Annotated in this window: 9 protein-coding genes; 7 read left to right on the forward strand and 2 right to left on the reverse strand. The window is 33.5% G+C overall.

Annotation, left to right across the window (positions count from 1 at the left end; genetic code table 11):
* From ISP08_RS05570 to ccpA, 6 genes are all read left to right on the forward strand, one after another.
* Positions 1–3,378 (forward strand): DNA translocase FtsK, encoded by a 3,378-nt coding sequence (locus ISP08_RS05570; RefSeq protein ID WP_195717977.1) that lies wholly within the window; start codon positions 1–3, stop codon positions 3,376–3,378.
* A gap of 16 nt (positions 3,379–3,394) precedes the next feature.
* A complete protein-coding gene (murC, locus tag ISP08_RS05575; RefSeq protein WP_195717978.1) occupies positions 3,395–4,708 on the forward strand; it encodes a UDP-N-acetylmuramate--L-alanine ligase in 1,314 nt (437 codons plus the stop codon).
* A 70-nt stretch (positions 4,709–4,778) separates the two neighbouring features.
* Positions 4,779–5,273, forward strand: a complete 495-nt coding sequence (locus tag ISP08_RS05580) for a DUF948 domain-containing protein (RefSeq protein WP_048794409.1) — start codon at positions 4,779–4,781, stop codon at positions 5,271–5,273.
* A gap of 80 nt (positions 5,274–5,353) precedes the next feature.
* Entirely contained in the window at positions 5,354–6,622 is a 1,269-nt protein-coding gene (locus ISP08_RS05585) for a YtxH domain-containing protein (RefSeq protein ID WP_195717979.1), read from the forward strand.
* 360 nt (positions 6,623–6,982) lie between these two features.
* The gene (locus ISP08_RS05590; RefSeq protein ID WP_195716354.1) at positions 6,983–8,074 is read left to right on the forward strand and encodes a bifunctional 3-deoxy-7-phosphoheptulonate synthase/chorismate mutase; all 1,092 of its coding nucleotides are present in this window, start codon (positions 6,983–6,985) and stop codon (positions 8,072–8,074) included.
* A 218-nt stretch (positions 8,075–8,292) separates the two neighbouring features.
* Positions 8,293–9,282, forward strand: coding sequence for a catabolite control protein A (gene ccpA, locus ISP08_RS05595; RefSeq protein ID WP_048794406.1), 990 nt, complete (start codon positions 8,293–8,295; stop codon positions 9,280–9,282).
* A 570-nt stretch (positions 9,283–9,852) separates the two neighbouring features.
* On the opposite strand, the gene ISP08_RS05600 is transcribed toward ccpA, so the two are convergent.
* A complete protein-coding gene (locus tag ISP08_RS05600; RefSeq protein WP_195717980.1) occupies positions 9,853–11,004 on the reverse strand; it encodes an acetoin utilization protein AcuC in 1,152 nt (383 codons plus the stop codon).
* 14 nt (positions 11,005–11,018) lie between these two features.
* The gene (locus ISP08_RS05605; RefSeq protein WP_195717981.1) at positions 11,019–11,651 is read right to left on the reverse strand and encodes an N-acetyltransferase; all 633 of its coding nucleotides are present in this window, start codon (positions 11,649–11,651) and stop codon (positions 11,019–11,021) included.
* 173 nt (positions 11,652–11,824) lie between these two features.
* Here ISP08_RS05605 and acsA point away from each other — a divergent pair, with 173 nt between their 5' ends.
* Entirely contained in the window at positions 11,825–13,534 is a 1,710-nt protein-coding gene (acsA, locus tag ISP08_RS05610) for an acetate--CoA ligase (protein ID WP_195717982.1), read from the forward strand.
* Positions 13,535–13,569 lie beyond the last annotated feature (35 nt).

Here is a 13,569-nt window from a genome sequence, read left to right on the forward strand (position 1 = left end):
ATGAGCTGGTTCGACAAATTATTTGGAGAAGAGAATGACTCAAATGAAGACTATCTAAATAACAGAAATAAACGTCGTCAAAAAGCTAATCAAAGTGATGAGCAAGACACATTACTTCCTCAGAATAATGATGTATATGATCGCCCTAGAGGTAAATTTAGATTCCCAATGCGTGTCGTTGAAGAAGCAAAGCATCAAGATGCCGATATAGACCACACTGCTAATCATTCTAGTGGAGATACACATAATTATCGAGATGAATCTCAAACGCATAAACAGGTCGATAATAAACGACACAGAAGACGTCGTGAGGACGTGAGTAATGAACAACAACGCCAAACTAAAAATGGCGATGCACAAAAGCATGATTATAAATCTAATGCTAAGAAATCACATATAAGCATACAAACAGAAGTATTAAGAGCGCAATCATCTTCAAAAAATACGGAGCACAGCTCAAGACATTCTGATTTTAGAGCTTCTGAGGTGCCTTCTGCGATATTTGGTACTAAAAAAAGACGTCAATTAAAGAATGGTGTTATTCCTTCAGAAGATGAAGCGGATACGAAGGATGACAGTGACCAACAAAATGAAATGCAACAAGAAACTGAATCAAGTCAATTCCAAACAACAGCAAACTCTGAAGCTACTGAGAACAATACATCATCAAATCAGTATGACGCTGATATAGCAACTGACAATTTTGAAAATGATATACAAGCTGATGACATAGAAATAAATACTGACTCAACTAATACAACACCTAAAACGACGAAAAAAGATAATACTATTAATATTAATAATTTTTATGCTTCTCAAATAGTTGAAGAAATAAGAAGAGAAAGAGAACGTAAAGTATTAAAGAAACGTCAATTTAAAAAAGCATTACAACAAAAAAGACAAGAGCAAGATGATGCTGAAAAAGATAGTATCCAAAAAGCAATTGACGAAATGTATGCTAAGCAAGCACAACAATATATTGGTGATAGTTCATTAGTTGATAATGATAAGCAAACACAAAATGATGACACAACAGTAGAACAGGAAACGCAGAATAATGGAGAGAACGACTCGCTTCATATTGCTGATGAAGAAAATCATTTCAAGTATGAAGAAGTTGACTTAAGTAACGTAAGCGATGTACATACTGTTCAAGATGAGGATGTAGAAGTAAATTCAAGTGACTCTGAAGCGTCTAATACGATAGAATCACCTCAAACTTCAGAAGAAAATAGTGACGATATAGAAGAAATTGCAGAAACTGCAGAAACTGCAGACGTTAATCATCAGCATGATGACAGTGTGTCAGAACATAATGTGTCAGATGCCGAATATCGTGAAATAGGAGAGTCTCAAGAAGAGTTAACTAATGAGATTACTGAACCGCAAAACCTAGAAGATGATAGTGTAGAGTCAGACGAAGACAATACAACGTTAAGTGAGCAACAGTCTGTCGAAAATAACGCTACAAATAATTCTGTTGAAGATAAGGCAATGCGTGCGACTACTTCTAATATGGATAAGTCTGCCTATCGTGATGTGAATAAACAGAATCAAAATACGACACAACAATCCCAAAATACATCAAGTAATAAAAATACAGCAGTAAAAAAATCAGCTAAACCATTTAATGTAGTTATGACACCTTCAGATAAAAAACGTATGATGGATGCACGTAAGGCAAAAAGTGTGAATGTTCCTAATCTGGAACCTGAAGTATCATCGACATCTACAAATGAAAATAAGCAAGAAGATGTAAAAAATAGCGATTCAATTAATGAAGGATACAATGATGGTTCGACCTTAAATGAAGACGCTATAACAAATGAAACAACTGAAGATAATCAGGGTGTCGAATCATTAAATAATGATGCTTCAAATGATATGAGTGAAGTTCAAAATAACACTGACAATAACCAAGATCAGTTAAATAACGACAGTGAACAACAAAATTATGAAACGAGAACGATTCGAAGAGGTCCAAGCTTGAAATTGCCTGACGTGTCTTTATTAGAACGTCCTGAAGAACATGAAATTGATAATAGTTGGATTGAAGAAAAGAAACAAGAATTAAATGATGCATTTTACTATTTCAACGTACCTGCAGAGGTCCAATCTGTTACTGAAGGCCCAAGTGTTACACGCTTTGAATTGTCTGTAGAAAAAGGTGTGAAAGTGTCTAGAATCACTGCTTTACAAGACGATATTAAAATGGCACTTGCCGCTAAAGATATACGAATTGAAGCACCAATACCTGGCACAAGTTTAGTAGGTATAGAAGTGCCAAATCAATCTTCTACAAAAGTAAATATTAGATCAATCATTGACACAGAAGAGTTTAGAAGTGCTGAATCCAAATTAACTGTAGCTATGGGTTATCGAATTAATAATAAACCATTATTAATGGATATTGCCAAAACACCGCATGCGCTTATTGCTGGTGCTACAGGTTCTGGTAAATCTGTTTGTATAAATAGTATCTTGTTATCACTTATTTATAAAAATCATCCAGAAGAGTTAAAATTATTACTTATCGATCCTAAAATGGTAGAATTAGCACCATATAATGATTTGCCTCATTTAGTTTCGCCAGTAATTACTGACGTTAAAGCAGCAACACAAAGTTTAAAATGGGCTGTTGAAGAAATGGAACGTCGTTATAAGCTATTTGCCAAATATCATGTCCGTAATATTACAGCGTTCAATAAAAAAGCAAATTATGAGGATAGAATGCCTAAAATTGTTATAGTTATTGATGAATTAGCTGATTTAATGATGATGGCCCCACAAGATGTGGAACAATCTATCGCTCGTATTGCGCAAAAAGCGCGTGCTTGTGGTATCCATATGTTAGTAGCAACACAACGACCATCAGTTAACGTTATTACTGGCCTTATTAAAGCTAATATTCCAACAAGAATTGCCTTTATGGTATCATCTAGCGTGGATTCTAGAACGATTTTAGATAGTGGTGGTGCAGAACGTTTACTAGGTTATGGTGATATGCTTTACTTAGGAAGTGGTATGAATAAACCAATTCGTGTTCAAGGTACATTTGTTTCTGATGAAGAAATAGATGATGTTGTTGATTTTGTTAAGCAACAACGAGACCCTGAGTATCTTTTTGAGGAAAAAGAATTACTGAAAAAAACTGAAAGTGCGCCACAAGATGATTTATTTAATGATGTTTGTAATTTTATGGTTCAAGAAGGACATATTTCAACATCGTTAATCCAAAGACATTTCCAAATAGGTTATAATCGTGCAGCAAGAATCGTCGATCAATTAGAACAACTCGGTTATATTTCAGAATCAAACGGTTCTAAACCTAGAGATGTTTATCTAACTGAAACTGATTTAAATGAATTAAATAAATAAAAAAGGGAGTGTTTATATGACACATTATCATTTTGTCGGTATAAAAGGTGCTGGTATGAGTTCATTAGCACAAATCATGCACGATCTTGGAAATGAAGTTCAAGGTTCTGACATTGAAAGCTATGTCTTCACAGAAGTGGCACTTAGAAATAAAGGAATTAAGATTCTACCTTTTGATGCGAATAACATCGAAGAAGATATGGTAGTAGTCCAAGGTAATGCATTCCCTGACGTACATGAAGAAATTGTTAGAGCGCATGAATTAAAATTAGATGTAATACGATATCATGATTTCTTAGGTCATGTTATTAATCAATATACTTCAGTTGCTGTTACTGGTGCACACGGTAAAACGTCAACTACTGGCTTATTATCACATGTTATGAATGGCGATAAAAAAACGTCATTCCTCATTGGTGACGGTACAGGATTAGGCATTCCTGCGAGTGAATATTTTGCTTTTGAAGCATGTGAATATAAACGTCACTTCTTAAGCTATCATCCAGATTATGCAATTATGACAAATATTGATTTTGACCATCCGGATTATTTCAAAGACATAGACGATGTGGTAAGCGCCTTTCAAGAGATGTCTCATAATGTGAAAAAAGCTATCATTGCATGGGGCGATGATCCTTATTTACGTGGTATTCAAGCCAATGTACCTGTTTACTATTATGGTTTTTCAACTAATGATGATGTCTATGCGGACAATATCCAAATTAGTGAAAAAGGTACACAATTTGATGTTTATATCAATAATAAATTTTTCGATACATTCCTATCACCTCAATATGGGGACCATAATATTTTAAATGCTTTATCAGTTATTACTATTAGTTATCTTGAAGAACTTGATATTGATAACATTAAAGAAGCTTTAGAAACATTTGGTGGTGTAAAAAGAAGATTTAACGAAACAAAAGTAGTTAATCAAGTACTTGTTGATGATTATGCACATCATCCAAGAGAAATTAGTGCTACAATTGAAACAGCAAGAAAAAAATATCCAAACAAAGAAGTCATCGCAGTTTTCCAACCACATACTTTTAGTAGAACGAAAGCGTTTTTACAAGAGTTTGCTGATTGTTTAAGTAAAGCTGACCACACTTTCTTATGTGAAATATTTGGTTCTATTAGAGAAAATTCAGGCAATCTAACGATACAAGATTTACTGAAACGCATAGACGGTGCGCAATTAATTGACGAAGTTAGTGTTAATTTATTAGAACAATATAATGATGCTGTGGTATTATTTATGGGTGCTGGTGATATACAAAAAATTCAGCGTGCATATATGGAAAATCTCGATGTTGTTAATGAATTTTAATATGTTTATGTTAAAATGAGTTGGGTATTAAAATAAAATAACAACATATGTTTATTAGGAGGCGTTTTTGATGGAATGGATTTTACCCATTGCTGGAATTATCGCGGCAATAGCTTTTCTAATTTTAGTAATTGGAATTGTTGTAGTGTTAATTTCAGTTAAGAAAAACTTAGATCACGTAGCTAAGACACTTGATGGAGTAGAAGGTCAAGTTCAAGGTATTACACGTGAATCAACTGATTTACTTCATAAAGCTAATCGTTTAACTGAAGATATTCAAGGTAAATCAGAAAGATTGAACTCAGTAGTTGATGCTGTGAAAGGTATCGGTGACTCAGTTCAAACATTAAACGGGTCAGTTGACCGCGTAACTAATTCTATTACGCACAATATTTCTCAAAATGAAGATAAAATTTCTCAAGTTGTTCAATGGTCAAACGTTGCAATGGAAATTGCAGACAAATGGCAAAATAGAAGAACTCGTAGAGAAAGTGCTAACTACAAAACAAGTAGCGTAGCAAATGATGCAAATCATAGCTATACTACTCGTGTAGAGAATAAATAACTTATATACTTACACAAACAAATGCACTTAAATGAGGTTGTTACTTTATTTAAGTGCATTTGCTATAGGAGGAAATCATTATGACATATTATAACCGTGATAATTATGAAAGAAATCTAGAGCGTTATGAAGTTCCTGAAGAGTATAATAATGAAGATAGAAGTAACTTTGTCTATGGCTTTGTAATCGGTGCAGTTATCGGTACAGCAATCGGGTTAGTTACTACAAAATCAAAACGTAATAAAGGTTTTGAACAAAGTACGAGTGAATTTAGATCTAGTATTATTAAACAATCAGAAGAACAACGTCAACAAGCAGAAAATGAAGTTAATAATATTAAATCTACAGTAAGTGATTCAGAAATCTCAGCACAAAAAGCTGCTATTCAAGAAGAAGCTTCTGAAAATAATTTATCTAACCCTGCAAAACATGAACCAACAGATAACTCATCTAATTCAGCAGCGACTGTAGGCGGTGTAGCTGTTGGTGCCACTGCAGGTACTACAGCAGGTTTAGCTGCAAATAAAGACAATACTGACAAACAACAACAGCCAACTGAAGGCACGCCTTCTAATAAAGAATTAAATGCGCAACAAAATGCAATCCAAAAAGAATCTTCACAAAATGATTTAGCAGATCCATCTGTATCAAATGATGATAATAAAACGGCAGCAGTTGGTGCTGGAGCAGTAGCAAGTAATGCTAATGACAATAAGGCTGCAACTGACAGCACACAACAAGATGATGATACAGTAGCTTCAACAGAAGAGTCTAATAAAGTAAGTGCAAACAAATTAGCGCTTGCTGCAAAAGAAAAGCATGAAGCAATGTATAACGACAGCGTTGTTGCACAAAATACTAAACAATTATTACAACCTGAACAACCAACTCAAGGTAAATTCGACGGAGACGTTCCTAATTTAGTTACAAAAAGCATTAATGTTAAAGAAGACGACTTTAAATTAACTGATTCAAAAGGTGCAGCAGCTGCAGCGGCTGGAACTGCAACAGTAGGGGGAGCAGCCGGTACTGCCTCAGTCACTTCTGATAATGAAAAAACATCAAATAATGCTAATGCAACAACTAAAGAAAATAATAATTCTGGTAGTGTTGCATCAGACTCAGCAGAAAAACGCGTTGAACAAACGCATGAAACAGTAGTTTTCAAAAATGGTCATATCGTGCACGACAAAGCATCTAATAACTTAGCTAATAATAGCAAGGTTGAAGCATCAGATAGTAATGTAGAGTCATCAAAAGAAACAAATTATAAAAAGAATAGACCTACTCATAAAAATTCAGGTGAAAAAGCTTCAAGTAAAATAGATAAAAAGACATTTAATGATTAATGCGTAAGTATATGTTATTAATACGACAGATTGAAATATAAGTTGTGGTAATAAAGACAAGCCTAACTTAAACGTTAAGTTGGGTTTGTCTTTTTATTTAAGTACAAAAAGAATAAGTGCATATGGTGTTAATATATGTGAAAAACAATAATATAAATTGTTGCATAAGGTGTATAATTTTCTCTAGCAAATGACAGAAAATTCAGTTATCATAAGAGTTATTCTATTTTAGAAGTCAAAATATAAATTCTATACTTGAACTTCGGATAAGATATTGTTACAATAATTTCCAACATATATTTTACTGCTTTAAAGCAGAATAATATATACAGTTTAAATATTTTCATAGAGGTGAATAAAATGTCAGATAAATTAAAAGAATACAGAGATGAAATTGTTGAAATTAATGATGAAATTCTAAAACTATTATCTAAAAGAGGGAAAATCGCTCAAAAAATAGGGGAAGAAAAACGTAAACAAGGTACACTTGTATATGACCCTCAACGTGAAAAAGAAATGATTAATGTACTTTTAGATAATAATGAGGGACCGTTTAATGATAATGTGATTAAACAATTATTTAAAGAAATTTTTAAAGCCTCTACTGATCTACAAAAATCAGAAAATGAAAAACATTTATATGTATCAAGAAAATTAAAACCAGAAGATACAATCGTTCAATTTGATAACGGTGGTATCATCGGTGACGGTAATAAATCATTCGTCTTTGGCCCATGTTCAGTTGAGTCACAAGAACAAGTGGATGCTGTAGCAGCAGATTTACATGCAAAAGGTGAGAAATTTATTAGAGGTGGCGCATTTAAACCACGTACTTCACCTTACGATTTCCAAGGCTTAGGCGTAGAAGGATTGAAAATACTTAAAAACACTAAAGATAAATACGATTTAAACGTGGTAAGTGAAATCGTAAATCCGGCAGACTTTGAAATCGCTGATGAATATTTAGACGTATTCCAAATTGGTGCGCGTAACATGCAAAACTTTGAATTATTAAAAGAAGCAGGACGCACTAAGAAACCGATTCTTTTAAAACGTGGTATGTCAGCTACAGTTGAAGAATTTATTTTCGCAGCTGAATACATTGCAGCACAAGGTAACAACAACATTATCTTATGTGAACGTGGTATCCGTACTTACGAAAAAGCGACAAGAAATACATTAGATATTTCTGCAGTACCTGTATTAAAACAAGGCACACATTTACCTGTTATGGTCGATGTTACGCACAGTACTGGTCGTAAAGACATTATGTTACCAACTGCCAAAGCAGGCTTAGCTGTTGGTGCAGACGGTATCATGGCTGAGGTTCACCCTGATCCATCTGTTGCTTTAAGTGATAGCGGTCAGCAAATGGACTTAAAAGAATTTGATAATTTCTATAACGAAATTAAGCCATTAGCAGATATGTATAATAGTAAAAAAATTAAATAATTTTTCTTAAATTATTCATCATATACCCTTATTAAATGCTAAATTTATTTTTGGCAGATTAATAAGGGTATTTTTGTGGTAAAAGGTGCCATGATAGCTTTGACAGTATTGTGACATTAAAACAAATTTATTTGCGTAGAATCTAAAATGTGGTAAACTTTGAAAATGTGATGAAAACAGGATATAATAATAAATAAAACGCTTACAAGGAGGAAGTTATGACTGTTACAATTTATGACGTAGCGCGCGAAGCAAGAGTTTCAATGGCGACAGTTTCACGCGTAGTTAATGGAAACCAAAATGTTAAACCTGAAACAAGAGACAAAGTAAATGCAGTAATTGAAAAATTAAATTACCGTCCAAATGCTGTAGCAAGAGGCTTAGCAAGTAAAAGAACAACAACGGTTGGTGTAATAATCCCAGATATTTCGAATGTTTATTACTCTCAATTAGCAAGAGGGTTAGAAGATATTGCTACGATGTACAAATATCATTCAATTATTTCTAACTCTGATAATGATCCTGTTAAGGAAAAAGAAATTTTTAATAACTTATTAAGTAAACAAGTTGATGGCATTATCTTTTTAGGTGGTACGATTTCAGAAGAAATCAAAGATTTAATTAACAAATCGTCTGTACCTGTAGTAGTTTCTGGTACAAATGGCAAAGATGATGGTATTGCTTCAGTAAATATTGATTTTAAAACTGCTGCTGAAGAAGTAACGGAAGAATTGATTAACAATGGTGCCAAAGAATTTGGTTTTGTTGGTGGCAATTATTCTAAAAAAGCGCAAGATGAAGTGTTAATTGGTTTAAAAAATGTATTATCTAAACACAATTTATCATTGAATGAAAACCAAGTATTTAATGGTAATGAAACGTATAAAGATGGTATTCGTGCATTTGAAGCATTGGATAAATCAAAATTAGATGCAATTTTATCTATTAGTGATGAACAAGCTATCGGACTTGTACATAGTGCACAAGACGAAGGTGTTAACATCCCTGATGATGTTCAAATCGTAAGTTTTAATAATACTAGATTGGTAGAAATGGTAAGACCACAATTATCTAGTGTTATTCAACCATTATATGACATCGGTGCGGTAGGCATGAGATTGTTAACAAAATACATGAATGAAGAAGAAATTGAAGAACCAAATGTTATATTACCACACAGAATTGAATATCGTGGTACAACAAAATAATATAAGCAAAAGAAACCAATCGATAATTTAAATATATTGATTGGTTTTTTCATTATTATCGACTATGTTGTTTGATTAGCTGAAGTGTAATTATATATTTATTTTGAGCTACGCTTTCCTACGGGAAAGGCTCGAGCCTGTGGTCTCGAGACACTTTCTATTCCGTCAGGAGTCTTGCTCAAAATAAAAGGGGATTTATGCATAGTTGAATAAATTATAAATATATTTAAGAATAAGGTAATTTATGAATGAAATTCATTTTCTTTTTTAGTTATGAAATGCAAATAAGATTTATCTATTTTGAGTTACGTTTACTACGGGAAAGGCTCGAGTCTGTGGTCTCGAGACACTTTCTGTTCCGTCAGGAGTCTTGCTCAAAATAAAAGGGGATTTATGCATAGTTGAATAAATTATAAATATATTTAAGAATAAGGTAATTTATGAATGAAATTCATTTTCTTTTTTAGTTATGGTATGCAAGACTTAGAAGTTTAGCATGTACCGTTAATGAGAAAAAACTGGCAACTTCTAGATAAGTTGTCAGTTGTATAGTATTTGGCTATGTTATTGTTAAAACCAAGATTTTACTAAATTAGCGACTTTTAAATTGCTTGCGCTGATTTCTGCTGTTCTTGGTATATAAGGATAATCTGCTAATTCATCTTTCCAAGTGGTAGATAACTTACAAGGAGCATAATTTTGCCATTTATCTAACCACTTTTGTGGTAGGTGTCCTTGTTGTTTAGTTTCTCCTAAAAGTGCTAAAAATACGTGTGACCAAGCGCGAGGCACGACCTCCCATATATTATAACCACCGCCACCAAACATTAAAACTTTGCCGTCTGTATATTCATCTGCTAATGCTTTAATGATATAGGGTATTTCATATAGTGCATCTAATGTGCAACTCATGTGAGTCAAAGGGTCTAAATAGTGAATGTCGACGCCATGTACACTAACGATTATATCGGGTTTGTATGATTGTATGATTGGTGTAATAGTGTTTTTAAAAGATTCTAAATAAGATTCATTTTCTGTAAAAGGCTCGAGTGGAACGTTAACTGTACAACCATAGCCTTTTTCATCACCACGTTCTGTGTAATGACCTGAACCAGGAAACAAAAACTTCCCAGTTTCGTGAATTGAGTAGGTTAGTACATCTTCATTCGTATAAAAGCTCCATTGTGTACCGTCTCCATGATGCGCATCTGTGTCTATACATAATACTTTGCAATGATAGTGTTTAATTAAATAGGCGATAGTAATGGCAACATCATTATATATACAAAAACCGTTAGCGCGTCCAGGTAAAGCGTGGTGCAAACCGCCACCTAAATGACAGCCATTTCTCCGTTTGTTCGACATAATCTCATCTGCTAAATTTAACGCGCCACCAACTATTCTAGCACTGTGCTTATGCATGTGTTTAAACTGAACGGTATCTTCACCATCTATGCCATATTTTTTGGCTTCTGTCTCGCTTAAAATACCGTGTGAAGCATGTTTCATGGCTTGGATATAATCATATGAATGAATTAGCAATAGTTCTTCTTCGGTAGCAATACGTGGTTTCACTATATGACTTGTCTTGAGATAGCCTAAATCTTGCAACAATTCAGTTGTTAGTTTCAATCGCATTTGATTGAATGGATGATCATTTGCGAAACGATATTGAAGTAATGCATTCGCATAAACATAACCCGTTGTTTCATTGTTACTCATAAATTTTCTCCCCTTTAAAAGAAAAAGCGATTCATATAGCGAATATCATCGAAGGCTTGTAATTGTTTAATCGTAATGCGTGAACCAATCCTAGCCATTAAACAATTTGCAGGATGACTTGTTATTTCTGGATCGTCAGTTGCAAAAACTTCAAGGCCCCCATATCCCATTAATTTTTGCATTAATTTTTTATATTCATAAACATCTAACCCAGAGTTCTTCAAGTCCCAATGCCAATAATATTCAGTAGTTATAATAATATAATCTTCGATTTCGTCTTGCGATAGGCTTAACTTAATTAATTCTGTACCTAAATGTAAATAACGATAAGGTAAACTAATTTCGATAGCGCCAAGTTCGATTAGGTAGGGTAACTTGCCACTAGACCAGCGTTCTAATGGATCAGGATAATGATAAGTGACATAGCCAATAATATGATGTTCATGTTTTAAAACGTAAATTCTTCCTTCTGGTAATTCGCTAATTTCTTTGATGGCTTCAAATTGTTCATTTGGATATCTAAATGAATGTAAGCCTTCATCAAATGTCATATGTTCTAAATCTTGCGCAGGCACTGGTCCTTCAATGACATATTGCTTATTATCAATTTCATATGTTTGTTTCACATATGTTTTTTTATGTTCCATAATCTTTATACACCACCTTTATATTTATTATAACTATTATTATTAATGATTATTATAATTGATAATATTGTAAATTAACACAATAAAGTTAACTTTTAATTTTTTGAAAATTGGGTATATTTTAGATATAATAGATTTTGAGAAAGCGATTTCACTTTAAGGGGGATATCATAATGAAAGTTGATGTGTATAAAGGGGAACAAGGAAACTTCAATCTACCAAATTACGAAGAAGTGTATAATAACTTCGATTGGAAAAAGGTGGAGAAAGCATTTTCTTGGTATCAAACAGGCAAAATGAACATGGCACACGAATGTATTGATCGTCATGTTGATGATGGCAAAGGAGATAAAGTCGCTTTATATTATAAAGATGATGAACGTAAAGAAAGTTATACTTTCAGTGAAATGAAAGATTATTCTAATAAGGCGGCTAACGTCCTTAAAGATAAGGCAAATGTAGAAAAAGGTGATAGAGTATTTATTTTTATGCCTAGAACACCTGAATTATATTTTGCCTTTTTAGGTATTTTAAAAATTGGTGCTATAGTTGGACCATTATTTGAAGCATTTATGGAAAAAGCGGTAGGTGATAGATTAGACAACAGTGACGCTAAGGTGATTGTAACAACTAATGATTTATTACCTAGAATTCCACAAGATAAATTGCCTAACTTAGAAAAAATTATAGTTGTAGATGACAATGTAGAGAGTGACTACGTTGATTTTAATAAAGAAATGGAAGCGGCTAGCAAGGAATTTGATACTGAATGGTTAAATGAAGATGATGGATTAATTTTACATTATACTTCAGGTTCAACTGGCCAACCTAAAGGTGTATTACATGTACAAAAAGCGATGTTAGTACATTATATTTCAGGTAAATATGTATTAGATTTAACTGATGACGATGTTTATTGGTGTACAGCCGATCCTGGATGGGTAACTGGTACTTCTTATGGGGTATTTAGTCCATGGTTAAATGGTGCGACTAACTGTATCGCTGGTGGTCGTTTCTCACCAGAAGCTTGGTATAAAATGATAGACGAATTTAAAGTAACAATTTGGTACACTGCACCTACAGCATTGCGTATGTTAATGAGTGCTGGTGATGATGTCATTAAAAAATATGATTTATCATCTCTAAAAAGTATTTTATCGGTAGGTGAACCATTAAACCCAGAAGTAATCAAATGGGCTTATGAAGTATTTGGCAAACGTGTATTAGATACATGGTGGATGACTGAAACAGGTGGCCATATGATCGTTAACTATCCTTCAATGGATGTTAAATTAGGTTCAATGGGTAAACCACTACCAGGCGTTGAGGCATCTATTGTAGATGACCAAGGTAATGAATTACCACCAAATAGAATGGGTAACTTGGCATTGAAAAAAGGTTGGCCTTCAATGATGCATTCAATTTGGAAAAACCCTGAAAAATATGATTCATACTTTATCGGTGATTGGTATGTTTCAGGCGATTCTGCTTACAAAGATGAAGAAGGATATTTCTGGTTCCAAGGTCGTGTCGATGATGTAATTATGACTGCAGGTGAACGTGTAGGTCCATTCGAAGTAGAATCAAAATTAGTTGAGCATGAAGCAGTAGCTGAGGCTGGGGTAATTGGTAAACCTGATTCAGTTCGTGGTGAAATTATTAAAGCATTCGTAGCTTTAAAACCGGGCTATGAACCTACGGATGATTTAAAAGAAGAAATTCGTGTCTTTGTTAAAGAAGGTTTAGCAGCCCATGCTGCACCGAGAGAAATTGAATTTAAAGACAAACTTCCAAAAACACGTTCAGGTAAAATCATGAGACGTGTACTTAAAGCTTGGGAACTTGACTTGCCAGAAGGCGATTTAAGTACAATGGAAGATTAAATGTAGAATGTTATGGCTATTGAAACCATAAATAA

This window comes from Staphylococcus lloydii, from assembly GCF_015775975.1.
Lineage (GTDB): Bacteria > Bacillota > Bacilli > Staphylococcales > Staphylococcaceae > Staphylococcus > Staphylococcus lloydii.

What these genes read in the sequence shown, in the direction of transcription:
- ISP08_RS05570 (WP_195717977.1), top strand. Translation starts at nt 1, where the DNA reads ATGAGCTGGTTCGACAAATTATTTGGAGAAGAGAATGACTCAAATGAA.
- ISP08_RS05590 (WP_195716354.1), top strand. Translation starts at nt 6,983, where the DNA reads ATGTCAGATAAATTAAAAGAATACAGAGATGAAATTGTTGAAATTAAT.
- murC (WP_195717978.1), top strand. Translation starts at nt 3,395, where the DNA reads ATGACACATTATCATTTTGTCGGTATAAAAGGTGCTGGTATGAGTTCA.
- ISP08_RS05600 (WP_195717980.1), bottom strand. Translation starts at nt 11,004, where the DNA reads ATGAGTAACAATGAAACAACGGGTTATGTTTATGCGAATGCATTACTT.
- ISP08_RS05580 (WP_048794409.1), top strand. Translation starts at nt 4,779, where the DNA reads ATGGAATGGATTTTACCCATTGCTGGAATTATCGCGGCAATAGCTTTT.
- ISP08_RS05585 (WP_195717979.1), top strand. Translation starts at nt 5,354, where the DNA reads ATGACATATTATAACCGTGATAATTATGAAAGAAATCTAGAGCGTTAT.
- ccpA (WP_048794406.1), top strand. Translation starts at nt 8,293, where the DNA reads ATGACTGTTACAATTTATGACGTAGCGCGCGAAGCAAGAGTTTCAATG.
- acsA (WP_195717982.1), top strand. Translation starts at nt 11,825, where the DNA reads ATGAAAGTTGATGTGTATAAAGGGGAACAAGGAAACTTCAATCTACCA.
- ISP08_RS05605 (WP_195717981.1), bottom strand. Translation starts at nt 11,651, where the DNA reads ATGGAACATAAAAAAACATATGTGAAACAAACATATGAAATTGATAAT.